The sequence below is a fragment of the Streptomyces siamensis genome, assembly GCF_039543605.1.
Taxonomy (GTDB): Bacteria; Actinomycetota; Actinomycetes; order Streptomycetales; family Streptomycetaceae; genus Streptomyces; species Streptomyces siamensis.
Genome location: NZ_BAABKB010000003.1, coordinates 173,184 through 197,734, shown reverse-complemented (window position 1 = coordinate 197,734; position 24,551 = coordinate 173,184). Strand labels below are relative to the sequence as shown.

Genomic DNA, 24,551 nt, shown 5'->3' with positions numbered 1-24,551 from the left:
CACCGCCCGGGCCGACGGGCCGCCGCGCCCGGCACCGGGCCGGGCGCGGCGGCCTGCGGGGTCAGCGCTGCACGAACACGTAGTCCGCCTGGTACGGCACGCCCACCACGGTGCCCGGCGTGCAGGACCCGGCGGGGGCGACGCCGCCCACCGTGTTGAGGCGGAGGATCTCCTGCGTCCCGGCCAGCAGACCGCGGTGCTTGCCGGAACCGGTGGCCTTGAGGTCCAGCTCGGGGATGTTCTTGTCGCCGTTCGGGGTCTTGGAGATCAGTGCGCCGGTGACGGCGCTGCCGTCGGGCGCGACCCACTGCGGCGTCCCGGAGCCGGGCCTCACGAACGAGTGGGCGATGTGGCCGCCGAGCCGGGCCGAGACGTCGCGCTGGACGAAGGCCCGGCCGCCGTCCTCGGCGGTCTTGCACTCGTAGATCTGCCTGCCCCGGACGACCGAGGCCTGGAAGTTGTCCAGGGCGTTGTGGAAGTCGAAGGTGCCGGTGACCTTGTGGAGCTGGCCGCGGACGGCACCGCCGGGGAACTCGGCGGTGTGCAGATTGGCGTAGAAGGAACCCGGGTCGGTCTTCAGCGCGTCGAGGAGGGCCGCGTCCTCGACCTCGACGGTGCCGACGACGCTGTGGTGCCTGATCTTGCCGAGCAGCTCGGTGAAGTCGATCTTGACGCCGCCGTTGGTGCCCTTGGCGCCCTGGTGGATGTGGAGCAGGGTCGGCCTGCCGGTGCCGCGCCAGGTCACGGCGACGGACACCTTGTTGCCCTTGACCTTGATGAACTCCAGTGCCGCGCCGTCCTTGTCGCCGACGGCGGGGCCGCCCTGGACGGGCACCTCGTTGGCGCCGCGCAGGCTGGTGGCGAGGATGGTCCCGCCGCTGCCTCCCATGACGCCGCTCTGCGTGACGATGGTCCGGTCGTCGTGCGCGGAGTGGCTCGTGCCGCGGTCCTCGCGGTGACTGCCGCTGTCGGCGACCGCCGGGATGACGGCGGCGGCGACACCGGCCGCGGCGGCGACCGCGACACCGGTCAGGATCAGACCCTTGCGACGCGTACTGATCGTGGCGTTCGATCCCATGATTCTGTTTTCTCCCCGTACTTCAGCCGACGCCCCCTGCGTCAGCTTCTGGGCATGAGTACGGACCTGATCTGACCCTGGACTCAATCCAACTCAGTGACGCACGTCACACTTCCGGGTGAGCCCCTGACACGCCGAAACCCGCTGGGACCGGACACGACGGCTCAGCCCGTCCGGCGCTCGAGGACGAGGCCGTGCAGGCCGATCAGAGGGCACGGAAAGCCGGCCCGAGCCCGAGACGGGGCCACGAGCAGAGCGCGGACCGGGGCAAAGGCGCGAGCGAGGGCCGGGGCCAGAACGTGGACCGGGCCGGAGGACCAGATCAGCCGGCCCGGTGCACCACCGCGTCCACCAGCTCCACGAGCGCCGCCTTGGCATCGCACTCCGGCAACGGAACCAGCGCCGCACGCGCCTCCTCCGCGTACCGCACGGTGTCCCGCCGCGCCTGCTCCAGGGCCGGGTGGGACCGCAGCCGGGCCAGCGCCTCGGCGTGCCGGGCGTCGTCGGTGAGGTCGGAGTCGAGCAGCTCGCACAGCGCGATGTCCTCCGCGAGCCCGAGCCGCTCCGCGCGCTCACGCAGCCGGAGCACCGGCAGCGTGGGGATGCCCTCGCGCAGGTCCGTGCCGGGCGTCTTGCCGGACTCGTGCGAGTCGGACGCGATGTCCAGCACGTCGTCCGCGAGCTGGAAGGCAACACCGAGACGCTCCCCGTACTGGGTGAGCACGTCGACGACCGTCTCGTCGGCTCCCGACATCATCGCGCCGAACCGGCAGGCGACGGCGACCAGCGAACCGGTCTTGCCGCTCAGGACGTCGAGGTAGTGATCGACCGGGTCGCGCCCGTCGCGCGGCCCCGCGGTCTCCAGGATCTGGCCGGTGACCAGCCGTTCGAAGGCCTCGGCCTGGATGCGGACCGCCTCGGGCCCGAGGTCGGCCAGGATGTAGGAGGCGCGGGCGAAGAGGAAGTCACCGGTCAGGACGGCGACCGAGTTGCCCCAGCGGGTGTTGGCGCTCGGCACCCCGCGCCGCACGTCCGCCTCGTCCATCACGTCGTCGTGGTACAGCGTGGCGAGGTGGGTGAGCTCGACGACCACCGCCGAGGGCACGACACCCGGCGCGTAGGGGTCACCGAACTGCGCGGCGAGCGTCACGAGAAGCGGCCGGAACCGCTTCCCGCCGGCCCGCACGAGGTGCTGGGCGGCTTCCGTGATGAAGGGGACCTCGCTCTTGGTGGCTTCGAGCAAACCCTCCTCGACAGCCGCCAATCCGGCCTGGACATCGGCTTCGAGAGCCTGGTCCCGCACGCTCAGCCCGAACGGCCCGACGACGGTCACGAGAGGTTCTCCTGTCTGCTGACGATCACATGGCGAAACTCGGTCGATCATTCGGTCGATGACACGGTTTGTCGATGTGTCGCTGCCATCACTCAAGTCAGCGTATCCGGTCACGTTTCGATCACCACGAGCGCCCACCGTCCCCCGGCCGACTTGGCTCCGGCAGGAGGTACCTCCATGCCCGGGCGGTATCCGATCACCAACGGTATGTTCGCGATCAGCCGATACCCGGCGACATGTGGCGTTACGTTCCGATACAACCGGAAGTGGGTGACCGTGTCCCGAACCTGCGCCGAGCCGAGCCCGGCAGCCGGCCCTCGTCGCCGACCGGTCGGCATCACCTGGCCGGACGCACGCACACGGCGGAACACATCCCCTCGGTGGACGCCGCGCACGGCGCCGCCCACCGAGGTCACCCCCACGCACCCCGCCCGCCCCACGTACCGCAAGGGCCCGCCGGGCCGCCCCGACAGGCCGCGCCCGACGACCGTGCCGAACCGCCCGAGTCCCACGGCTCCGCCGGGCCCGGGAGCGCGATGATCATGCACATCCGTACGTCCTTCCCGTACGAGACCGCCCACGAGGACATCTGGATCCCTCTCCCGGACGGCACCCGTCTGTACGCGCGCGTCTGGCGCCCGCTGACCGAGGAACGCGTACCCGCTCTCCTCGAATACCTTCCGCACCGCCTCACGGACCGGACCGCGCCCCGCGACTGGCAGCGCCACCCCTGGTACGCGGGCCACGGCTACGCCTCCGTCCGCGTGGACATCCGCGGGCACGGCAATGCGGAGGGCATGCCGGCGGACGCGCACGCGCAGGAGGAGCTGGACGACGGCGTGGAGGTGGTCAACTGGCTGGCCGCCCAGCCCTGGTGCACGGGAAGCGTCGGCATGTTCGGCATCTCCTGGGGCGGCTTCGACTCTCTCCGGATCGCGGCCCTCGCACCCGAGCCGCTCAAGGCGGTCGTCGCGGTCTGCTCGACGGACGACCGCTACGACAACGACGTCCACTACGCAGGAGGTTCCGTACGGGCCGCCGGCCTGCACGCCAGGTCGGCCGCGACGCTCGCCTCCGCCGCCCTTCCCCCGGACCCGGCGCACGTGGGCGAGGTGATGTGGCGGGACATGTGGGTGAAGCGGCTCCAGGCGGTGGAGCCACCGGTCCACACCTGGCTGGAGCACCAGACCCGGGATGCGTACTGGCGCCACGGGAGCGTCCGCGAGAACTACGGAGCGATCCGGGCGGCGGTCCTGGCGGTCGGCGGCTGGCACGACCCGTACCGCGACACGGTGCTGCGTCTGGTCGAGCACCTGCCACCCGATCGCGTACGCGGAGTGATCGGCCCGTGGTCGCACCACTATCCCGACCGGGACCGGCCGCCCGGCCCGGCGATCGGCTTCCTCCAGGAGACCCTGCGCTGGTGGGACCACTGGCTGCGCACCCCGACGACGCCCGGGACGGGCCCCGGCCCCGGCCCCGGCCCCGGCGGCATCATGACGGAACCGCTCCTGCGCTCGTACGTCATGGACGCGCGTCCCCCGGCGACGACGTATCCGGTGATCACCGGCCGCTGGGTGGGTGATCCCGTCTGGCCGTCGCCCTCCGTGACCCGGGTCACATACGCGCTCCAGGGCGACCCGGTGGCGGTGCGCTCACCGCAGCACACCGGGGTGGACGCGGGCCGCACCGTCCCACGCGGCCACGACGCCGACCTGCCCCCGGACCAGCGGGAGGAGGACGCCCGGTCGGTCTGCTTCGAGTTCGAGGTCACGGAGGAGACCTGGGTCCTGGGCCGCCCGGCGGTCCGGCTGCGGCTGACCTCGCACTCCCCCCGGGGCCAGGTGATCGCCAGGCTGTGCGACGTGGCTCCCGACGGCGCCTCGACGCTCGTCACCCGGGGCGTGCTGAATCTGTCGGCGCGCCACGGCAGCGACCGGGCGACGGCATGGGTGCCGGGCGCGACGGAGGACGTGCTCGTCGAGCTGGACCCCATCGGTCACGCGTTCCCGCCCGGGCATCACGTCCGGCTCGCCGTCTCCTCCGCGTACTGGCCGTGGGTCTGGCCCCAGCCCGGTCCGGAGACCGGCTTCACCCTGGACCCGGCGGCCGGCGTCCTCGAACTCCCGGTGAGGGCACGGGAGTCGGACCCGGCGATCGCCTTCGAGGAGCCGGAGCAGTCCGCACCCCTCGGGGCGGCCTCCCCCGCGACGCTGGACGAGCCGCGCCCCGAACGGCTCCTCGTGCACGACGTCGCCAAGGGCGAGTGGCGTCTGGAGACCGACCTCCGTCACGAAGGCACCCATATCCACCCGGACGGCCTCGAAGTCACCGAGGACGTCGGGGAGTCGTACACGATCGACGAGTCCGGCCCCTTGTCGGCGCGCGCCCGCTCGGCCTGGTCGGTCCGCTTCCACCGCCCTGACCTCGCCTGGGACGCCCGGGTGACGACGCGGTCGGAACTCACCTGCTCCGAAAGGGAGTTCATCGCCTCCGACGAGGTCATCTGCAGGGACGGCGACGAGGTGGTCTTCCACCGGACGTGGCAGAAGCGGATCCCGCGCACGTCGGGCTAGGCCCGCCGACGCTCCGGCCCTGCCCGCCGGGGCGGCCGGACGCACGACCGCCCTGCCCCACGGAAACCCCTGCGGCCTGCCCGAGTTGCCCGACTTATACCCTCCGGCCCGCCACGCCCTGATGTCCGAGTTGTACCTACTCGTACCGATAGGCCACCGAGGCGTGATGTCCGAGTTGCCGGTCTTGCCGCTTTAGTTGGCCTTGGTCTCGTGAGTTGGGTCACGTGCACCCTCGACCGGGAATTTACGCCGTCTTCACAGGATCCCTTTGCTAAAGGCAAGTTGAGGATCCAATTCCGGTTGAATCGGACGTATCGACACTGCCTTAATCAGGCGAAAGCGATCTTCGTCCGAAATTCAGCCCTTGTTCCCGACATGTGCTCTCGCATACGTTCACGTCGATCCCGGGCGGATCGCCGAATCCTGCCGCCGCCCGGACCCACCCACCCACGCACACACGGCAGGAGCGGGGGACCCAGAAAAGCCGTCGATCCAGACAAACCGGAACGACTAGGGGTCAAGCCGCACAGAGAGCGCGGCCGGGCACCTCCCCGCCCGAACCCGACAGCTCACCTCGCAGGCGCAGGAGAGGAAACCGCCATGTCCGGACGACTCATGAACCGCCGCTTCAGGACCAGCCCCCTCATCACCCGTGGCGTGCTCGCCGCCGGTGTGGGCGGAGTCGCCCTCGCACTCCCCCTCCTGAGCGCCACCGGCGCCCAGGCCGCCACCGCGACGCAGACCGTCCGGGCGACCGTCCCCCAGGTGCAGCTCCTCACCTACACCGTGGTCGCCGGTGACACCCTCCAGAGCGTCGCGAAGAAGAACCCGTCGAGCGGTGGCTGGCAGGCGCTGTACGACGCCAACAAGGCCGTCATCGGCCCCGACGCCGCCCACCTGCGCCCGGGACTGGTGCTGACGGTGGGCACGAAGAACCTCGCGACCGGCGTGGTGTCCCCGCTCACCAAGGCCGCACCGGCGGCAGCGGCCCCCTCCTCCGGCAAGACGTACGCCAACAACCTCGACGGCTGGATCAAGCACTCCCTGGACATCATGGCCAAGAAGCGCATACCCGGCACGTACAACGGCATCCACCGCAACGTGATGCGCGAGTCCTCCGGCAACCCCCGCGCCATCAACAACTGGGACTCCAACGCCAAGGCCGGCATCCCCTCGAAGGGCCTCCTCCAGGTGATCGACCCCACCTTCAAGGCGTACCACGTCCCCGGCACCTCGATGGACCCGTACGACCCGGTCGCGAACATCACGGCCGCCTGCAACTACGCCGCGGCGAAGTACGGCTCGATCGACAACGTCAACGGAGCGTACTGACCCGGCGACAGCGGCACATCGCCGATTCGGGGCGCGGGCGGACTTCCGCACGCGCCCCGAATCGGTATTTTTGTCCGTCTTTCTCAGACTTCTCTGATTTGTTCCGTTTCTTCGGTTGCGTCTACACCCCGAAGAGCCGTTCCAGCACGACCGCGATGCCGTCGTCCTCGTTCGACAAGGTCACCTCGTCGGCCACCGCCTTCAGTTCCGGATGCGCGTTGGCCATGGCGATCCCACGGGCCGCCCAGTCGAACATGGGGATGTCATTGGGCATGTCGCCGAAGGCGAGGGTCTCGGCGGGCGCGAGACCGAGGTGCGCCGCGGCGAGGGCGAGACCCGTCGCCTTGGTCACGCCGCATGGCTGGAGTTCGACGGTACCCGGCCCCGACATGGTGACCGTCGCCAGCGAACCGACCACCGACCGTGCCGCCGAGGCCAACTCGTCGTCGGTCAGGGAAGGGTGACGGAGCAGCACCTTGCTGATGGGCTCCGTCCACAGGTCGTCGCGCCGCCGCACCCGTACCGCCGGGAGCGTCGGGTGGGGCATCACGTAGCCCGGCTCGATCAAGGTCAGCCCGTCCACGCCGTCCTGGTCCACCGCCGCGTACAGCAGGCCGACTTCCGCCTCGATCTTGCCGAGCGCCGTCTCCGCCAGTTCCCTGTCCAGGGTCACCGACCACAGCATCCGGTCCGCCCCGGCGTCGTACAGCTGCGCTCCCTGACCGCACACCGCCAGTCCCTCGCCGCCGAGTTCGTCCAGCAGCGGTCGCACCCTCGGTGCGGGACGGCCCGTCACCACGAGATGCCGGGCACCCGCCTCGGCCACCCTCGCCAGCGCGGCCCGCGACCGGTCGGAGAGGGTGTCGTCGCCGCGCAGCAGCGTTCCGTCCAGGTCAGTGGCGATGAGTGAATATGCAGTCGGAGCGGCCATGATCCGAAGAATACGGATCGCACGACTCAACGGCCCGCCGTGAACCGGACGACGTCCGGTATCCCGCCCGCAACGCCCTTCACCGTCCGGACGGCAGGGGCAGTTCGCCGTACAACCCGTGCGCGCGGTACACGGAGGCGCCCTTCTCCACAGCCACGCAAGGGCGAGGTGCGCCGCTTCGCCCGCAGCGCACCTCGCCCCAACTCACCTGTGTGCGGCGGCCAGATGTCCGGCCAGCCGGGGCGAGGCGAACTCCGTCCCGCACACGAACCGCATCACCGGCCCGTACGAGGCCGCCGCCGGCAGCCCGGTGAAGTACAGGCCTCGGACGGAGGAGCGGTAGCCCGCGCCCAGCCTCGGGGTGCCGCGGCTGACCGCCAGTTCGGTGCGCAGCTCGTGCCCGAGGAAGTCCATCGCCGCGACGTCGACGCGATAGCCGGTCGCCGCGACGACGTGGTCGGCGAAGAGTTCCTCGGCCCGGCCCCCATGGGTCCGGACGGTCAGGACGGGGCTGCCCTCGCGCACCTGGGCGCGGACGATCCGCTGGACCTCACGGACCTCGACCTTGCCCTCGAAGCGGTCGCGCAGCCACCAGGCTCCGAGCGGGCCGAGCACCCGGCGCACCAAGTAGTGCCGGGCCCGCGCGGGCAGGTGGCGATAGGGCTGCGGGTAGTAGCTCAGGGCCCACAGGGACCAGGCGCGGCCGAAGGGGGACTCGGGGCGCAGCCTCGGCTGGTGCCACGGGGGCGCGCCGAAGTCCACGGCGCCCCTGCCGCGGGACACCACCCGCACCCGCGCACCCGCCTCCGCCGCGAGCGCCGCCGTCTCCAGAGCGGACTGGCCGGCGCCGACGACGATCAGTTCCTTGCCGGAGAACCGGCTCAGGTCGTGGTGCTGGGAGCTGTGCGAGACGGGGCCCGTGGGGGTGGGCCCGTCGGCCGCCACGCTCGCGAGCTCGGGAGGCAGATGGTCGAGTCCGGACAGACCGGTGGCCACCACGACGGCCCGCGCGGTGAACAACTCGCCCGAGTCCAGCTTGAGTTCGAAGCCGTCCGGGCTCTCGGCGGCACCGGAACGGGCGGAGCCGCCGGAGCCGCCGCGGCCGGCCTTGCGGTCGACGGAGACGACCCGCACCCGCTCCAGCTCGGGCACCAGTTTCTGCTGGAACCACTCGCCGTACGCGATGAACGTCTCGACGGGGATGATGTCCTCGTCCGTGACGAGGCGAGGTATCCCCGCGGCGTCGCAGTAGTCGAGGAGTGTGTGCCCACGCTGCGGGGCGTCGATGGTGGATGCGGCCGGGGTCGACTTGAGGAGCATTCCCTCGGGCATGTGGTCGCGCCAGCTCACCATGGGCTCGCCGAAGACACGCACCGGGACACCGCGGGCCCGCAGATGGGCCGCGGTGGACAGGCCGAACGGCCCGGCACCGATGACTGCTACCGGATGAATCACGAAGTCCCCTCCCCAGGACGTCGGACGTCTGCCGTCACTTCGTGGTGGTGCTGCCGCGGCGGTTGGTGCGCCACAGCTGATACAGGTGCTTCGCGCCCGGCCGCACGAAGCGCGCGAGCATCGTGAAGAACGGCCGCAGGTCGTCACCCGCGAGCCAGGCCAGCTCCGTACCACTCGCGCGAGCCGGTGCGTGCGGTGTCGTGTAGCCGCTGCGCCGGTAGGCGAGCAGCGCCGGCAGGTCGATGTTCTCCACGACGTAGCGGTGACCGGCCCGCTGTTCCCCCTCCGGAACGGCGCGCCCGGTCAGATCCAGATGCATGGCGCGGACGACGTCGATGCCCGACTCGTTCTCGAAGAGACGGAACTGCGCGCCCATCCGCGGGTTGAAGTCGAGAAGCTTGTACTGCCCGTCGCGCCGGTCGAAGCGCAGGTCGAGGTCGATGATGCCGCTGAAGCCGATCTCCTTGATGAACCGGGCGGCGAGGTCGGCGAGTTCCGGATTGTCGACGACGTACGCGTTCGCCGTCATTCCCGCGTGCGGCGGCCAGGAGCGGACCTTGACGCCCGTGAACATCGCGAGCGGTGTCGAGTCCGCGTCGAAGTAGGCGTGCACGATCCAGTCCTCCGCGTCCTCCCTGGGCAGGTACTCCTGGAGGATCACGCCCGGTTGCGGACCCCAGTCCCGGGCGAGCGTCAGCAGGCCCTCGCGGGTCGCGATCCGCGTCGTGCCGTTCACGGCGGGACGGCTGCGGCGCACGAACGCCTCGCGGTTCTTGGCGACGACGGGAAAGCGGGCGCTCTCGGCGAACTCGACGATGTCCTCGTACGACTGCGGAAAGGCCGCCGCAGGACTGGGGATGCCGTGTTCGACGCACAGTTCGTGCAGCCCCTGCTTGCTGGCGAGCCTGCGGGGCAGCTTGGCGTCCACGCGCGGGAAGAGGAAGCGGTCGCCCAACTCGTCCTGGTGCTCCGCGATGAGGACGGCGGCCTCCTCGTCCGTCGGCACGAGGACCGTCGGCCGCCCGATCCGCCTGCCGATCCGCAGCAGCCCCTCGACGAGCCGTTCCGGTTCCTCCGTCCCCGTCGTCGGCCAGACGAACGCACGGCGCAGATAGCGCGAGCTCGCGGCCGGTGTGTAACGGTCCTCGGTGATCGCATACATCGGGATGCCCAGCCGGCCCAGACTCCGGATGGCACCCACCCCACCGTGGTGCAGCGGATAGTCGCCGAACTTCACGATGAGGCCCGGAACATGCTGGTCGGCGTGCACCGGCGCACTTCTGGAGCTCCTGGCCACGGGTCCCCCCACGCGTCCCCCTACGGACCGGACCCACCCCGTCCGTGTCCCCAAAGGACGCTAAGCCGGAATTGCCACGTCCGACAAGGAAAATTCGGACATTGCAAACTCTTTAGGCACTGCCACAGCAGGGTCACTCCCCCGTAACGTGTGCCGCGACCACACATAACGTGTGGCACCCCTGGATCAGACGACGCGTACGAATCCGAAAGCGAGGCACCTACCGATGCCCCCCTTCGATGTCCCCGAGGGCGATCCCTTCGGCCCGCACAACCTTCCGTACGGCGTGTTCTCCCCGAACGGCGACCCGGGCGGTTCCGCGGAGCGGCGCGTCGGCGTCCGGCTCGGCGACCACGTGCTCGACGCGGGCGCCGCCGCCCGCGCGCTCGGTTCCCCGTACGCCGAGCTCCTGGCGCAGCCCACGCTGAACCCGCTGCTCGCGGCCGGCCGCACCACCTGGTCCGACGTACGCCGGGCGCTCACGGCCTGGGTGACCGTCCCGGCCCACCGGGAGACCCTCGAACCGCATGTCCACCCGCTGTCCGAGGTCACCCTGCACCTTCCCTTCGAGGTGGCGGACTACGTCGACTTCTACGCCTCCGAGAACCACGCCCGGAACGTCGGTCAGATCTTCCGGCCCGACGCCGCCGACTCCCTCACCCCCAACTGGAAGCACCTGCCGATCGGTTATCACGGCCGCTCCGGCACGGTCGTGGTGTCCGGCACGGACGTCGTGCGCCCCTCCGGCCAGCGGAAGGCGCCCGCCGACACCGAGCCCGTCTTCGGTCCCTCCGTCCGCCTCGACATCGAGGCGGAGGTCGGTTTCGTGGTCGGCGCCCCCTCACCCATGGGCACGCCCGTCCCGCTCTCCTCCTTCCGCGACCACGTCTTCGGCCTCTGCCTCCTCAACGACTGGTCGGCGCGCGACATCCAGGCGTGGGAGTACGTGCCCCTCGGCCCCTTCCTCGGCAAGTCCTTCGCCACGTCGGTGTCGGCGTGGATCACCCCGCTCGACGCCCTGGACAGCGCCCTCGTCGCGCCGCCCGCCCGCACGCATCCCCTGCTCCCCTACCTCGACGACTCCGCCGAGGAGCCGGGCGGCTACGACCTGCGGATCTCCGTGGCGATCAACGGTCACGTCGTCTCCGAACCGCCCTTCTCCACCATGTACTGGACGGCCGCGCAGCAGCTCGCCCACATGACGGTGAACGGCGCCTCCCTGCGCACCGGCGACCTGTACGGCTCCGGCACCGTCAGCGGCCCCTCCGACGCCGAACGCGGCTCCCTCCTGGAACTCACCTGGAACGGCCGCGACCCGCTCGAACTCCCCGACGGCAAGCGCGCCTTCCTGGAGGACGGCGACGAGGTGACCCTGACGGCCTGGGCACCCGGCCCCGGCGGAACCAAGGTGGGGCTGGGAGAGGTCCGCGGCCGCATCGCGAGCGCCGTAGGTGCCACGGAGGCCTAAGGGGCACGGCCGGCGCCGCGGGACCGGCCCGTGCGGCGTCACCGGTGCGGCCAGTCCGGGGCACGCGTTCCCGACACGTCCGGCGCCAGGTCCCGACACGTCCGGCGCCAGGTCCTGACGCGTGCGGCAACCGCTCGAGAGAAGCGGGAACCCGGAGTCGGGCCGGGGCCCGGGCGCACGCCCGGCGCCGCGGAGGCCTGGGGCCCGGGGGCCGGTTCGGCCCCCGCCCCGCCTCCGCCGCCGGTGGCAGATCTTCGACGGTGATAACGAAAGTAGCAGGTCAGAGCGGCGCCCGCCGCGTGCCCAAGTGGCGCAACACTCCAGCAACACCACTCGCCGCACCGCGTCGGTATCGTCCGGCGCATGCTCACCGACCGCATCCGCGACCACGCCGGCCAGGGCGCGACCACCGTCGCCGCCCACCGGCGTCGGCTGCGCGCGGACCGGGCGCGGCAACTCGCCGACCTCCTCCGTCGGCAGGTGCTGACCGGCGGCTATCCGGACGGCTCCCTGCCGCACGAGGCCGCCCTCGGCACGGACTACCGAGCCTCGCGCAACACGGTCCGCCAGGCCCTGGACCTGCTGCGCGCCGAAGGCCTGGTGGAACGACTGCCCGGCGTCGGCACCGTCGTCGTGGCACAGAAGTACCCGCACGGACTCGACCGGCTGATGGGACTCGCGGAGACCCTGCGCGAACACGGCCAGGTCAGCAATGAGGTCCGCTCGATGGGCCCGGTGGCCGCACCCGCCCCCGTGGCCGACCGCCTCGGCATCGCCCCAGGCGCCGACGTCCTCTACATCGAACGCCTCCGCCGCCTGGACGGCCTCCCGCTCTCCCTCGACCTCACCTACATCCCCCTCGACCTCGGTGCCGACCTGCTCGCCGCCGACCTGGAGAACACCGACGTCTTCCGCCTCCTGGAAGCCATCACGGGACAGCCGCTCGGGCACGCCGACATCACACTGGAGGCGGTGAACGCGGACGCGCACTCCGCCGCCGTGCTCCAGGCCCCGCGCGGCACCGCCGTCCTCATGCTGGAACGGCTCACCCATCTCGCCGACGGCCGCCCCGTGGACCTGGAGTTCATCCGCTTCCGCGGAGACCGCATCAGCATGGGCGGCCGGCTCCGCCGCGCCCGCTGAGCGCCCCCTCCCCACCTCACCCCTTCCGTATCCCGCAGGACCTTCCTGGAGACAGCCATGCCCTTGGCGCCCCAGCGGGCCGACGTGCCCGTGACCATCGACGAGTCGAAGTGCATCGACGGCTGCACCCTGTGCGTCGACATGTGCCCGCTGGACTCCCTCGCCATCGACGAGAGCAGCGGCAAGGCGTACATGCACGTCGACGAGTGCTGGTACTGCGGCCCGTGCGCCGCGCGCTGCCCCACCGGGGCCGTCACGGTCGACATGCCCTATCTGCTGCGGTGAGAGGCCCGAACTCCCATGAGACACAAAGCGATCGCCGCCCTCACCACGGCGGCTCTGGCCCTTCCGCTGACCGCGTGCGGCGCGGACACGGCGGCCGGCGACGGCTCCACGGTCACCGTCACCGTCGGCTACCAGTCCAAGACGATCAACACCGTCACCGCGGGCACCCTGCTGCGCTCGCTCGGCTCCTTCGAGAAGCAGCTCGACGCGCTCGGTGACGGAACCACGTACAAGGTGGACTGGCAGGACTACGCGACCGGCGCCCCGATCACCGCACAGATGACCGCCGGGAAGATCGACATCGGTTCGATGGGCGACTTCCCGCTCCTCATCAACGCGGCCCGCGGCAAGCAGCTGGGACGCCCCACCCACCTGGTCTCCGTCACCGGCTACAACCTCCGCGGCGGCCTCAACACCATCGTCACGGCACCGGATTCGAAGCTTCGTTCCCTGAGTGATCTGCGCGGCAAGAAGGTGTCGACGAGTGTCGGCTCGGCCGCCGACGGCACCCTCGTACGGGCCCTCCAGCGCGCGGGCATCGACCCGGACAAGGGAATCCAGAAGCTCAACCAGCAGCCCGCTGTGGGGGCTTCGGCGCTCACGGCGGGCAGCGCGGACGCACTGTCGCAGTTCGTCGCCTGGCCCGGTCTGCTCGCCTACCAGGGCAAGGCGAAGGCCCTGTACGACGGCGCCGAACTGAACCTGCCGACCTTCCACGGCGTGACCGCCCGGGAGGACTTCGCCAAGAAGCACCCGGCCGTCCTGGAGGCCTTCCTGAAGGCTCAGGCGGAGGCGACGGACTACCTGCACGACCACCCGGTGGCAGCGGCGGAGAAGGTCGCGAAGGCCACCGGTCTGCCCGCCGAGGTCGTCTACCTCTACAACGGCGCGCACGGCACGGCCACCTTCGGTCCGGCGCTCCAGCCCCGCCTGGTCTCCGCCCTGAAGAAGGACGTCGCGATCCTGAAGTCGGCGAAACTCGTCGGCGACGTCGACGTGGACGCCTTCGTCGACGACCGGTACGTCAGACGTGCTCTCGGCCCGGCCGCGTACGCCGACCAGCTCGCCGCGGCGCCCCCGCCGGCCGCGAGCGAGGCGTGGCCGAAGGGCGCCGCCGCCACCCGCACCTTCGACTCCCCCAGCGCCCTGTTGCGATACGTGGCCGCGCACCGCTCCACCCTCCGCGCCGCGTACGTCCCCGACACCACCACCGGAACGCTCTGGTTCGCGGACAGGTCGGTGTGGGTGGCCGACGGCGACGAGCTGCACCCCTTCGTCACCCAGGCCGCCGCCCGGAAGTACGCCGCCGCCCACCGGGGCGCCCGCACCCTCTCGTACGCCGCGGCCCTGGAGCAGGCGTCATGACCCGCCATCTCGTCAGGGCCGCGTCGCTCGCCACGGCCCTGACCGCCTGGCAGCTCCTGACGAGCCTGAACGTCGACCTGTGGCTGCGCTTCTCGCAGTTCCCCACCGTCGCCGACGTGGCCCGCGCCTTCGGCGACCGGCTGGGCGGCGCCGACTACTGGACCGACCTCACCGACAGCCTCACCCGCATCCTGACCGGCTTCCTGCTGGCCGCCGTCCTGGGCGTCGCCACCGGTGTGACCGTCGCCCGCTCCCGCCTCGCCGAGGACCTGCTCGGGCCGCTGCTCGAAGTGGTCCGCCCGATCCCGGCGATCGCGCTGGTGCCGGTCGCGATCCTCCTGTTCCCCAGCAACGAACAGGGCATCGTCTTCATCACCTGCACCGCCGCCTTCTTCCCGGTCCTGGTCTCCACCCGGCACGCCGTCCGCGCCCTCACGCCCGTATGGGAGGAGGCGGTGCGCACCATGGGCGGCGGCCGGTGGCGGGTGCTCGGCTCGGTGGTCCTGCCCGGCGCCCTCCCCGGGATCTTCGGCGGCCTCTCCGTCGGCATCGGCGTCTCGTGGATCTGTGTCATCTCCGCCGAGATGATCTCCGGTCAGTACGGCGTCGGCTACCGCACGTGGCAGGACTACACCGTCGTCGACTATCCCGGCGTCTTCGTCGGCATGGTCACGATCGGAGTGCTCGGCTGGCTCACCTCCACGGCCGTCGAACGCGCGGGCCGGTGGCTCACCCGCTGGCTGCCCCGCACGGAGTACGTCGCCACGGCACACCCCCGGGTTCCCGGGGCGCGCGGCCGGGTCCCGGGGCCGCGCGCCCGCAGGACCGCCGCTGCGGCGGTCACCGCCGGGACGACGACGCCCGTACATCCCGAGGGGGCACGCGATGAGCACCTCGTCTGAGACACCGGCCGCCGTGCGCGGCACTCGGCTCTCCCTCGTGAACGCCTCGCTCGGCCGCCCCGGCGCCCCCGCCCTCGACGGCGTCGACCTCGACGTCGCGCCCGGCGAGATCCTCACCGTGGTCGGCCCCTCGGGCTGCGGAAAGTCCACCCTCCTGCGCACGCTCGCCGGGCTGCTGCCCATCCTCGCGGGAACGGTCGCCCAGGACGGCAGCCCCCTGGTGGGCCCCGCCGCCGACCGGGCGCTCGTCTTCCAGGAGGACTCCCTCCTGCCCTGGCGCACCCTGCGCGCCAACGTCGAACTCCCGCTCGCCATCGCGGGAACGGCACGCTCCGAGCGGCGGCGGCAGGCCGAGTCCTGGCTCGCCCGGGTCGGCCTGGCCGGCCGCGAACGGCAGCTGCCGCACCGCGTCTCCGGCGGACAGCGCCAACGCGTCCAGCTCGCCCGCGCCCTCGCCGGCGCACCCCGCGCCCTCCTCATGGACGAACCCTTCGGCGCGCTCGACGCCCAGACCCGCGCCGGCATGCAGGACCTCCTCGTCGAGGTGCTGCACGGCAGCGGGGCGACCGTCGTCTTCGTCACCCACGACGTGGACGAGGCGCTGTTCCTCGGCGACCGGGTGGCCCTGCTCGGTGCCGCCCGCCCGGCCGGCCCGGACGGCGCCGCGGGCGGCGGGCGGCTCCTCGCCGTACGCGAAGTCCCGCGCCCCCGCGAGCGGTCCGCATCGGACGACCCGGCGAGGCTCGCCCTGCGCCGTGAGGTCCTCACGTCACTCGGCAGTTGAAGAACCCGAAAGGCACTCCCGTGGAGATCCCCGCGCTCGCAGCCGCCGAAGAGCTGTCCTGCGACGTCCTCGTCATCGGCGGCGGCACGGCCGGCACCATGGCGGCGCTGACCGCCGCCGAGCACGGTGCCGACGTCCTGCTCCTGGAGAAGGCACACGTCCGGCACTCCGGCGCCCTCGCCATGGGCATGGACGGCGTCAACAACGCGGTCGTGCCCGGCCGTGCCGAGCCCGACGACTACGTCGCCGAGATCACCCGCGCCAACGACGGCATCGTCGACCAGTCCACCGTCCGCCAGACCGCGACCCGCGGCTTCGCGATGGTGCAGCGCCTGGAGTCGTACGGCGTGAAGTTCGAGAAGGACGAGCACGGCGAGTACGCGGTCCGTCAGGTGCACCGCTCCGGCTCCTACGTCCTGCCGATGCCCGAGGGCAAGGACGTCAAGAAGGTCCTCTACCGGCAGCTGCGGCGGCGCGAGATGCGCGAGCGGATCCGTATCGAGAACCGCGTGATGCCGGTACGGGTCCTCACGGCCGGGGGCCGCGCGGTCGGGGCGGCGGGCTTCAACACCCGCACCGGGCGGTTCGTGACGGTCCGCGCCGGCGCCGTGATCCTCGCCACCGGCGCCTGCGGCCGGCTCGGCCTGCCCGCCTCCGGCTACCTCTACGGGACGTACGAGAATCCCACCAACGCCGGTGACGGGTACGCCATGGCCTACCACGCGGGCGCCGAGCTCACCGGTATCGAGTGCTTCCAGATCAACCCGTTGATCAAGGACTACAACGGTCCCGCCTGCGCCTACGTCGCCAACCCCTTCGGCGGCTACCAGGTCAACCGGCACGGCGAGCGTTTCGTCGACTCCGACTACTGGTCGGGCCAGATGATGGCCGAGTTCGCCGCGGAGGTCGCCTCGGACCGCGGCCCGGTGTACCTGAAGCTGAGCCATCTCCCCGAGGAATCGATCAGCGCCCTCGAATCCATCCTGCACTCCACGGAACGCCCCACCCGCGGCACCTTCCACTCCGGCCGCGGCCACGACTACCGCACCCACGACGTCGAGATGCACATCTCCGAGATCGGCCTGTGCGGCGGTCACTCCGCGTCCGGCGTCCGGGTCGACGACCACGCCCGGACGACCGTGCCCCGCCTGTACGCCGCGGGCGACCTGGCCTGCGTCCCACACAACTACATGATCGGCGCGTTCGTCTTCGGTGACCTCGCCGGTGCGGACGCCGCCCAGTACGCCCCCTACGCGGGCGAGTTGCCGCAGGACCAGCTCCGCGACGCGCACGAGCTGATCTACCGCCCGCTGCGCCATCCGGACGGACCGCCGCAACCCCAGGTCGAGTACAAGCTCCGCCGCTTCGTGAACGACTACGTCGCCCCGCCCAAGTCCGGCGCCCGGCTCTCGCTCGCCCTCGAAGCCTTCGAGCGGATGCGCGCGGACATCGCGGCGATGGGGGCCCGCACTCCGCACGAACTGATGCGGTGCGCCGAAGTCACCTTCATCCGTGACTGCGCGGAGATGGCCGCGCGTGCGTCGCTCGCCCGCACGGAGTCCCGCTGGGGCCTCTACCACGACCGCACGGACCATCCGGTGCGCGACGACGTCTCCTGGTTCCACCACCTCGATCTGCACAAGTCCCCCTCCGGATCGATGGAGTTCACGGCTCGACCCGTGGCTCCCTATCTCGTCCCCGTCCCCGACTTCACCCCGACCGGCGGGCCCTCCCGGCACCTCGGCGAGGTCCACGCGGAGGGCGTGGCCACGGCGGGCGCACGGGACGCGGCCCCCGTGGCCGCCACCGCCCTCGCCCCTGCCGCAACCACCGCAGCCACCGCAGCCACCGCAGCCACCGCGGCCACCGGCCGAACGCCACTCCCCATCGATGCCGAACTGCCCGCCGACAGCCCCCGCGACCTCCCGGACGGCGCACACGGCGGCCCGGACGACGGCCCCGACTCCTCACCCCGTCTGCTGGAGCTCCTCGCCCTCGCCGAGCAGGAACCCGAACTCCCCTCGCTGCGCCCCTATCTGACCGACCCCGCTCCCGGCGTGCGGCGCGCGGCCCTCGCCGTACTCACCGAGACCGTGCCGCCCGGCACCGGACCCGTCCTCGCCGACGCGCTGCGGGACCCGCACGCGGAGGTGAGGGCCACGGCGGCGGCCTCGCTGCGCGAACTGGTCGAGACGCTGCCGCCCGAGCCCGCCCTGCGCGACGGTCTCGCCGCCGCGCTCCCCGGGGGCGATCCCGTCGTACGGGCCGCGGCGCTGGACGTGCTGCGGGCACTGCGCCTCGGTGACGCGGCGCTGTTCGCGGACGCCCTCGCGGATCCCGACACCGCCGTGCGCATCGAGGCCGTGCGCGCCCTGGTCTCCGTCGACGCCACCGAACCGCTGACCCGGGCGGCGGCCGACCCGTCCCGCGAGGTCCGCGTCACCGTGGCCAAGGCGCTGGCCCATGTGACGCCGGACGGTACGGTCCTGGCCACGGTCGACCGGCTCACCGCCGACGCCGACGCGCTGGTCCGCGCCGCCGCCTTCGAGGCGCTGGCCGCCACGGGCTGCCCGGCCGGGCCCGCCTCGCGTGCCGTCGCCGCGCTGGCCGACCCCGCTTGGCAGGTCCGCGCCGGCGCCGCGACCGCGCTGTCCGCCGCGGACCCGGAACCGGCCGTGCCCACGCTGGCCAAGGCCCTGTCGGACTCGAACGCCGACGTCCGCAAGGCAGCGGTGCTGGCACTCGTGCACCACGCCGGCACCGACGAGGACGCGCGCGCCGCCCTCGCCACGGCCGTGACGGACCCCGACGCCGACGTCCGCGCCTACGCGACCCGAGCCCTGTGACACCGGCCCCCCGCGACACCGTCCCCGGACGCCCGGACCCATGGCACCGGACCTCGTGACTGCCGTCCCCGGACGCCGCCCCGCGACCACGAGCCCCGTGCCGCGGGCGCCCGCGACTGCCGCCCCCGGAGACCCCTGCCCCGTGACGCCGGACCCGCGACACCCGGACCCCGTGATGTCAGGCCCTGCGGCGCCGAGCCCCCGTCGGCGCCGGGCGACCCGCAAGGTGCCGCATCCCGGTGGCCCGGTCCCGGGCGACCCGGCGTCCTACATCCAGTCCTCCGGCTCCGGCTCCTCGCTCAGCTCGGGCCAGTCCGGGTCCGGTGCCTGGTCAGCGGTCGAGGCCGGGGCCCTGCCGCTGGACGGGGCCGGGGTCTCGCCAGGGGCGCCGTCCAACGAGGCGAGCACCTCCAGCACTCCCTCGCCGTACGTCGCCAGCTTCTTCTCGCCCACGCCGCCGATGCCGCCCAGGCCGGCCACCGAGGTGGGCCACACCGTGGCGATCTCGCGGAGCGTGGCGTCGTGGAAGATGACGTACGCCGGGACGCCCTGCTCACGGGCCTGCTCGGCTCGCCAGGAGCGCAGCGCCTCGAAGGCGGGGACGAGCTCTGGGGGCAGCTCCGCCACGGCGGCCTTGGCCTTGCGCTCGCCCTTGGCCCCGGACGACGAGCGGGGTGCGGCCTGCCGCTTCGGTTCCTTGCGCAGCGGCACCTCGCGCTCGCGGCGCAGCACCTCGCCGCTGGTCTCGGTGAGCACCAGCGTCCCGTACTCGCCCTCGACGGCGAGCAGCCCCTGGGCGAGCAACTGCCGGACGGCGCCGCGCCATTCGGGCTCGGACAGGTCCTCGCCGATGCCGAACACGGACAGCTGGTCGTGGTCGAACTGGATCACCTTGGCGGTGCGGCGCCCCATCAGGATGTCGATGATCTGTCCGGCGCCGAACTTCTGGCCCCGCTCGCGCTGCAATCGCACCACCGTGGACAGCAGCTTCTGCGCCGCGACCGTGCCGTCCCAGGTGTCGGGCGGAGTCAGGCAGGTGTCGCAGTTGCCGCAGGCCGGGGTGTGCTGCTCCTGGCCGAAGTAGGCGAGGAGCTGCGACCGGCGGCACTGGGCCGTCTCGCACAGCGCCAGCATGGCGTCGAGATGGGCGGCGGCCCGGCGGCGGAACGCCTCGTCGCCCTCGGAGCCCTGGATCAGCTTGCGCTGCTGGACCACGTCCTGAAGGCCGTACGCCATCCAGGCCGTGGACGGCAGCCCGTCGCGGCCGGCGCGACCCGTCTCCTGGTAGTAGCCCTCGACCGACTTCGGCAGGTCGAGGTGGGCGACGAACCGGACGTCCGGCTTGTCGATGCCCATCCCGAAGGCGATGGTGGCGACCACCACGAGCCCCTCCTCGCGCAGGAAGCGCGACTGGTGGGCGGCGCGGGTGCCGGCGTCCAGGCCCGCGTGGTACGGCACCGCCTCGATGCCGTTGCGGGAGAGGAACTCGGCGGTCTTCTCCACCGAATTGCGGGAGAGGCAGTAGACGATGCCCGCGTCGCCGGCGTGCTCCTCGCGCAGGAACGACAGCAACTGCTTCTTCGGGTCGGCCTTCCCGACGATCCGGTACTGGATGTTGGGGCGGTCGAAGCTCGCCTCGAAGTGGCGGGCCTTCGGCATGCCCAGTCGCTGGGTGATCTCCTGATGCGTGGCGCGCGTGGCGGTGGCCGTCAGGGCGATCCGCGGGACGTCGGGCCAGCGCTCTCCGAGCACGGACAGTGCGAGGTAGTCGGGGCGGAAGTCGTGGCCCCACTGGGCCACGCAGTGCGCCTCGTCGACGGCGAACACGGAGATCTTCGCGCGGGACAGCAGGTTCAGTGTGGTGTCCAGGCGGAGCCGCTCGGGTGCCAGATACAGCACGTCCAGCTCGCCCGCCAGGAGCTCCGCCTCCACCATGCGGCGCTCGTCGAAGTCCTGCGTGGAGTTCATGAACCCGGCGCGCACGCCGAGCGCCCGCAGCGCGTCGACCTGGTCCTGCATCAGCGCGATGAGCGGGGAGACCACGACGCCGGTGCCCGGTCTGACCAGTGCGGGAATCTGATAGCAGAGCGACTTGCCGCCGCCCGTCGGCATCAGGACGACCGCGTCACCGCCGGCCACCACGTGCTCGATGATCGCTTCCTGCTCACCGCGGAAGGCGTCGTACCCGAAGACACGGTGGAGCGTGGCCAGCGCCTCGCTGTCGCCCTGTGTCATCGTCGTGTCCGCTCCGGTCATCGCACCCGTCCCGCCCGTCCCGCTCATCGCTCGTCGTCCCCCGTATGTCGTGCTTCGCCCACGACAGCCACCATAGGGCTCCGCGCCGACACCCTCGGAGTTGTCCACAGACTGCTACCGCGCCGCTGCCCTCCGTGGCCCTGAGTCCCCCGCCCCGCGCGCGGCTCGGCGCGCCCGGTCCTCCGACAACGCGTCGGGCCCCGCTCCCGGTGAGGGAGCGGGGCCCGACGCCTGTGCACGTCCCGGCCCGCGTGATCAGCGGACGAAGACCCCGGCCTGACTCGCCAGGTCCAGGAAGTACTGCGGCGCGACACCGAGCACCAGGGTGACCGCGACGCCCACGCCGATCGCCGTCATGGTCAACGGCGACGGCACGGCGACCGTCGGCCCCTCGGGCCGCGGCTCACTGAAGAACATGAGCACGATGACGCGGATGTAGAAGAACGCCGCGATCGCCGACGAGATCACACCGACCACGACCAGTGCGCCCGCTCCGCCCTCCGCCGCCGCCTTGAACACGGCGAACTTCCCGGCGAAGCCGGAGGTCAGCGGGATGCCGGCGAAGGCCAGCAGGAACACCGCGAAGACCGCCGCCACCAGCGGGGACCTGCGTCCGAGCCCCGCCCACTTGGAGAGGTGGGTGGCCTCGCCGCCCGCGTCCCGCACGAGCGTCACTACGGCGAAGGCGCCGATGGTGACGAACGAGTACGCGCCCAGGTAGAAGAGGACGGACGAGACGCCGTCGGGCGAGGTCGCGATGACACCCGCGAGGATGAAGCCCGCGTGCGCGATCGACGAGTATGCCAGCAGTCGCTTGATGTCCGTCTGCGTGATCGCGACGATCGCACCGCCCAGCATGGTCACGATCGCGACGGCCCACATGACCGGCCGCCAGTCCCAGCGCAGGCCCGGCAGGACGACGTAGAGCAGGCGCAGCAGCGCGCCGAAGGCGGCCACCTTCGTCGCCGCGGCCATGAAGCCGGTCACGGGGGTCGGCGCGCCCTGGTAGACGTCGGGCGTCCACATGTGGAACGGCACGGCGCCGACCTTGAACAGCAGTCCCATGGCGAGCATGGCGGCGCCGATGAGCAGCAGCGCGTCGTTGCCCATGGTGCCGGCGAGCGCCGGGTCGACGTTCTGCACGGTGCCGTCGACGACCTGCGCGATCGTCGCGTACGACACGGAGCCCGCGTAGCCGTACAGCAGGGCGATGCCGAACAGGGTGAACGCGGAGGCGAAGGCGCCGAGCAGGAAGTACTTGACCGCCGCCTCCTGCGACATGAGCCGCTTGCGGCGGGCCACCGCGCACAGGAGGTACAGCGGGAGCGAGAAGACCTCCAGGGCCACGAAGAGCGTCAGCAGGTCGTTGGCCGAGGGGAAGACGAGCATGCCGCCGATGGCGAAGAGCAGGAGCGGGAACACCTCGGTGGTGGTGAACCCGGCCTTGACGGCGGCCTTCTCACTGTCGCTGCCGGGCACGGACGCGGCCTGCGCGGCGAACGAGTCGACGCGGTTGCCGTGGGCCTCCGGGTCCAGTCGCCGCTCGGCGAAGGTGAACACGCCGAGCAGGCCGGCCAGCAGGATCGTGCCCTGGAGGAACAGGGCCGGTCCGTCGACGGCGATGGCACCCATCGCCGCGATGTGCGCCTTCGTGGTGCCGTATCCGCCCGCCGCGAGCGCGACGACCGCGGCGAAAGCGGCGGCGAGCGCGACGACGGCGACGAACACCTGGGCGTAGTAGCGCGACTTGCGCGGCACGAACGCCTCGATCAGCACCCCGATGACGGCCGCGCCGATGACGATCAAGGTGGGCGACAATTGCCCGTATTCGATCTTCGGTGCCTCGAACTTCGAGATCGGATCGGCTGCGGTTGTCCACAGGCTGTGGACGGCTGCTGCGCTCACTTGGCCGCCTCCACCTCGGGCTTGGGGTCCGTCTTGTGTACGTCTGACATGGTCTGCTTGACCGCCGGATTGACGATGTCGGTGACGGGCTTCGGGTAGACGCCCAGGAAGATCAACAGGGCGATCAGCGGGGCGACCACCAGGAGCTCGCGCACCCTGAGGTCGGGCATCTCGGCGACCTCCGCCTTCACCGGGCCCGTCATCGTCCGCTGGTAGAGGACGAGCGTGTAGAGCGCGGCGAGGACGATGCCGAAGGTGGCGATGATGCCGACCACCGGATAGCGCGTGAACGTGCCGACCAGGACCAGGAACTCACTCACGAACGGCGCAAGTCCCGGCAGCGAGAGCGTGGCGAGCCCGCCGATCAGGAAGGTGCCGGCGAGGACCGGTGCGACCTTCTGCACCCCTCCGTAGTCGGCGATCAGGCGCGAGCCGCGCCGCGAGATCAGGAAGCCGGCCACCAGCATCAGAGCGGCGGTCGAGATCCCGTGGTTGACCATGTACAGCGTCGCGCCCGACTGGCCCTGGCTGGTCATCGCGAAGATGCCCATGATGATGAACCCGAAGTGCGAGATCGACGCGTACGCGACCAGGCGCTTGATGTCGCGCTGGCCGACCGCGAGCAGGGCGCCGTAGACGATGCTGATGAGCGCCAGCACGAGGATGGCGGGCGTCGCCCACTTCGAGGCCTCCGGGAAGAGCTGGAGGCAGAAGCGGAGCATCGCGAAGGTGCCGACCTTGTCGACGACCGCCGTGATCAGCACGGCGACCGGGGCGGTGGCCTCACCCATGGCGTTGGGCAGCCAGGTGTGCAGCGGCCACAGGGGCGCCTTCACCGCGAAGGCGAAGAAGAAGCCGAGGAAGAGCCACCGCTCCGTGTTGGTCGCCATGTCCAGCGTTCCGTTGGCGCGGGCCTGCACGATCTCCTGGAGCGAGAAGTTCCCGGCGACCACGTACAGACCGATGACGGCGGCCAGCATGATCAGGCCGCCGACCAGGTTGTAGAGGAGGAACTTCACGGCGGCGTACGAGCGTTGTGTCGCGGCGGCCGCGTCGCCCTCGGCCGTGGAGCCGGCCGACCGGTACGCGCCGTGCGCCCTGTCCCCGAAGCCGCCGATGAGGAAGTACATCGGGATGAGCATGGCTTCGAAGAAGATGTAGAAGAGGAAGACGTCGGTGGCCTCGAACGAGATGATCACCATCGCCTCGACGGCGAGGATCAGCGCGAAGAAGCCCTGCGTGGGACGCCACCGTGAACTGCCCGTCTCCTGCGGGTCGGCGTCGTGCCAGCCCGCGAGGATGATGAACGGGATCAGCAGCGCGGTGAGCGCGACCAGCGCCACCCCGATGCCGTCCACACCCAGTTCGTAGCGCACGCCGAAGTCCGCGATCCAGGGATGGGACTCGGTGAGCTGGTAGCGCGCGCCGTCGGGGTCGAAGCGCACCAGGGTCACCGCGGCGAGCGCCAGGGTGCCCAGGGAGACGAGCAGCGCCAGCCACTTGGCGGCGACGCGCTGCGCGGCCGGCACGGCGGCCGTGGCGATCGCCCCGAGCGCCGGGAGCGCCGCCGTCGCTGTCAGCAGAGGAAAGGACAT

Annotated in this window: 17 protein-coding genes and 1 riboswitch; of the genes, 9 read left to right on the top strand and 8 right to left on the bottom strand. The window is 71.7% G+C overall.

What is annotated here, in order from left to right; all coding sequences use genetic code 11:
• Window positions 1–61: 61 nt before the first annotated feature.
• Together ABEB03_RS09850 and ABEB03_RS09845 are read right to left on the bottom strand one after the other, a co-directional pair.
• Window positions 62–1,078: a CHRD domain-containing protein gene (locus ABEB03_RS09850; protein WP_345644690.1), complete on the bottom strand. Its 1,017-nt coding sequence runs from the start codon at window positions 1,076–1,078 to the stop codon at window positions 62–64.
• A 322-nt stretch (window positions 1,079–1,400) separates the two neighbouring features.
• Window positions 1,401–2,411: a polyprenyl synthetase family protein gene (locus tag ABEB03_RS09845; RefSeq protein ID WP_345644687.1), complete on the bottom strand. Its 1,011-nt coding sequence runs from the start codon at window positions 2,409–2,411 to the stop codon at window positions 1,401–1,403.
• A 542-nt stretch (window positions 2,412–2,953) separates the two neighbouring features.
• Between ABEB03_RS09845 and ABEB03_RS09840 the strand changes: the two genes are divergently transcribed.
• Together ABEB03_RS09840 and ABEB03_RS09835 are read left to right on the top strand one after the other, a co-directional pair.
• Window positions 2,954–4,987, top strand: coding sequence for a CocE/NonD family hydrolase (locus ABEB03_RS09840; protein ID WP_345644803.1), 2,034 nt, complete (start codon window positions 2,954–2,956; stop codon window positions 4,985–4,987).
• Between the two features lie 466 nt (window positions 4,988–5,453).
• A riboswitch (cyclic di-AMP (ydaO/yuaA leader) is annotated at window positions 5,454–5,565 on the top strand.
• A gap of 22 nt (window positions 5,566–5,587) precedes the next feature.
• Window positions 5,588–6,319, top strand: coding sequence for a transglycosylase SLT domain-containing protein (locus ABEB03_RS09835; protein ID WP_345644684.1), 732 nt, complete (start codon window positions 5,588–5,590; stop codon window positions 6,317–6,319).
• 121 nt (window positions 6,320–6,440) lie between these two features.
• Here the strand turns inward: ABEB03_RS09835 and ABEB03_RS09830 are convergent, their stop codons facing one another.
• The 3 genes from ABEB03_RS09830 to ABEB03_RS09820 all read right to left on the bottom strand — a co-directional run bounded on the left by ABEB03_RS09830 (window position 6,441) and on the right by ABEB03_RS09820 (window position 9,975).
• A complete protein-coding gene (locus tag ABEB03_RS09830; protein WP_345644681.1) occupies window positions 6,441–7,250 on the bottom strand; it encodes an HAD family hydrolase in 810 nt (269 codons plus the stop codon).
• A gap of 204 nt (window positions 7,251–7,454) precedes the next feature.
• Entirely contained in the window at window positions 7,455–8,705 is a 1,251-nt protein-coding gene (locus tag ABEB03_RS09825) for an FAD-dependent oxidoreductase (protein WP_345644678.1), read from the bottom strand.
• A 34-nt stretch (window positions 8,706–8,739) separates the two neighbouring features.
• Window positions 8,740–9,975 carry a carboxylate--amine ligase gene (locus tag ABEB03_RS09820; protein WP_425589211.1) on the bottom strand — a complete coding sequence of 412 codons (1,236 nt, stop codon included), beginning with the start codon at window positions 9,973–9,975 and terminating at the stop codon, window positions 8,740–8,742.
• Window positions 9,976–10,228: 253 nt separating this feature from the next.
• Here ABEB03_RS09820 and fahA point away from each other — a divergent pair, with 253 nt between their 5' ends.
• From fahA to ABEB03_RS09785, 7 genes are all read left to right on the top strand, one after another.
• A complete protein-coding gene (gene fahA, locus ABEB03_RS09815; RefSeq protein ID WP_345644672.1) occupies window positions 10,229–11,470 on the top strand; it encodes a fumarylacetoacetase in 1,242 nt (413 codons plus the stop codon).
• Window positions 11,471–11,833: 363 nt separating this feature from the next.
• Window positions 11,834–12,613 (top strand): GntR family transcriptional regulator, encoded by a 780-nt coding sequence (locus ABEB03_RS09810; RefSeq protein ID WP_345644670.1) that lies wholly within the window; start codon window positions 11,834–11,836, stop codon window positions 12,611–12,613.
• A 57-nt stretch (window positions 12,614–12,670) separates the two neighbouring features.
• Window positions 12,671–12,898, top strand: coding sequence for a 4Fe-4S dicluster domain-containing protein (locus tag ABEB03_RS09805; protein ID WP_095935950.1), 228 nt, complete (start codon window positions 12,671–12,673; stop codon window positions 12,896–12,898).
• A 15-nt stretch (window positions 12,899–12,913) separates the two neighbouring features.
• The gene (locus ABEB03_RS09800; protein WP_345644666.1) at window positions 12,914–14,263 is read left to right on the top strand and encodes an ABC transporter substrate-binding protein; all 1,350 of its coding nucleotides are present in this window, start codon (window positions 12,914–12,916) and stop codon (window positions 14,261–14,263) included.
• Window positions 14,260–15,165, top strand: a complete 906-nt coding sequence (locus ABEB03_RS09795) for an ABC transporter permease (RefSeq protein WP_345644663.1) — start codon at window positions 14,260–14,262, stop codon at window positions 15,163–15,165. Before ABEB03_RS09800 ends, ABEB03_RS09795 begins: the two co-directional genes overlap by 4 nt.
• Entirely contained in the window at window positions 15,149–15,949 is an 801-nt protein-coding gene (locus ABEB03_RS09790) for an ABC transporter ATP-binding protein (protein WP_345644660.1), read from the top strand. Before ABEB03_RS09795 ends, ABEB03_RS09790 begins: the two co-directional genes overlap by 17 nt.
• Window positions 15,946–18,795, top strand: a complete 2,850-nt coding sequence (locus tag ABEB03_RS09785; protein WP_425589210.1) for a fumarate reductase/succinate dehydrogenase flavoprotein subunit — start codon at window positions 15,946–15,948, stop codon at window positions 18,793–18,795. Before ABEB03_RS09790 ends, ABEB03_RS09785 begins: the two co-directional genes overlap by 4 nt.
• Before the next feature lie 267 nt (window positions 18,796–19,062).
• Here ABEB03_RS09785 and recQ read toward each other — a convergent pair whose 3' ends face one another.
• The 3 genes from recQ to ABEB03_RS09770 all read right to left on the bottom strand — a co-directional run bounded on the left by recQ (window position 19,063) and on the right by ABEB03_RS09770 (window position 24,551).
• Window positions 19,063–21,078, bottom strand: coding sequence for a DNA helicase RecQ (gene recQ, locus ABEB03_RS09780; RefSeq protein WP_345644657.1), 2,016 nt, complete (start codon window positions 21,076–21,078; stop codon window positions 19,063–19,065).
• A 228-nt stretch (window positions 21,079–21,306) separates the two neighbouring features.
• A complete protein-coding gene (nuoN, locus tag ABEB03_RS09775) occupies window positions 21,307–22,956 on the bottom strand; it encodes an NADH-quinone oxidoreductase subunit NuoN (protein ID WP_345644654.1) in 1,650 nt (549 codons plus the stop codon).
• Window positions 22,953–24,551, bottom strand: a complete 1,599-nt coding sequence (locus tag ABEB03_RS09770) for an NADH-quinone oxidoreductase subunit M (RefSeq protein WP_345644651.1) — start codon at window positions 24,549–24,551, stop codon at window positions 22,953–22,955. The genes nuoN and ABEB03_RS09770 overlap by 4 nt, the downstream gene beginning before the upstream one ends.

Excerpts from the sequence above, each read along its gene's own strand:
- ABEB03_RS09850 (WP_345644690.1), bottom strand. The coding sequence starts at position 1,078 with ATGGGATCGAACGCCACGATCAGTACGCGTCGCAAGGGTCTGATCCTG.
- ABEB03_RS09840 (WP_345644803.1), top strand. The coding sequence starts at position 2,954 with ATGCACATCCGTACGTCCTTCCCGTACGAGACCGCCCACGAGGACATC.
- ABEB03_RS09835 (WP_345644684.1), top strand. The coding sequence starts at position 5,588 with ATGTCCGGACGACTCATGAACCGCCGCTTCAGGACCAGCCCCCTCATC.
- ABEB03_RS09830 (WP_345644681.1), bottom strand. The coding sequence starts at position 7,250 with ATGGCCGCTCCGACTGCATATTCACTCATCGCCACTGACCTGGACGGA.
- fahA (WP_345644672.1), top strand. The coding sequence starts at position 10,229 with ATGCCCCCCTTCGATGTCCCCGAGGGCGATCCCTTCGGCCCGCACAAC.
- ABEB03_RS09810 (WP_345644670.1), top strand. The coding sequence starts at position 11,834 with ATGCTCACCGACCGCATCCGCGACCACGCCGGCCAGGGCGCGACCACC.
- ABEB03_RS09805 (WP_095935950.1), top strand. The coding sequence starts at position 12,671 with ATGCCCTTGGCGCCCCAGCGGGCCGACGTGCCCGTGACCATCGACGAG.
- ABEB03_RS09800 (WP_345644666.1), top strand. The coding sequence starts at position 12,914 with ATGAGACACAAAGCGATCGCCGCCCTCACCACGGCGGCTCTGGCCCTT.
- ABEB03_RS09795 (WP_345644663.1), top strand. The coding sequence starts at position 14,260 with ATGACCCGCCATCTCGTCAGGGCCGCGTCGCTCGCCACGGCCCTGACC.
- ABEB03_RS09790 (WP_345644660.1), top strand. The coding sequence starts at position 15,149 with ATGAGCACCTCGTCTGAGACACCGGCCGCCGTGCGCGGCACTCGGCTC.
- recQ (WP_345644657.1), bottom strand. The coding sequence starts at position 21,078 with ATGAGCGGGACGGGCGGGACGGGTGCGATGACCGGAGCGGACACGACG.
- ABEB03_RS09770 (WP_345644651.1), bottom strand. The coding sequence starts at position 24,551 with ATGTCCTTTCCTCTGCTGACAGCGACGGCGGCGCTCCCGGCGCTCGGG.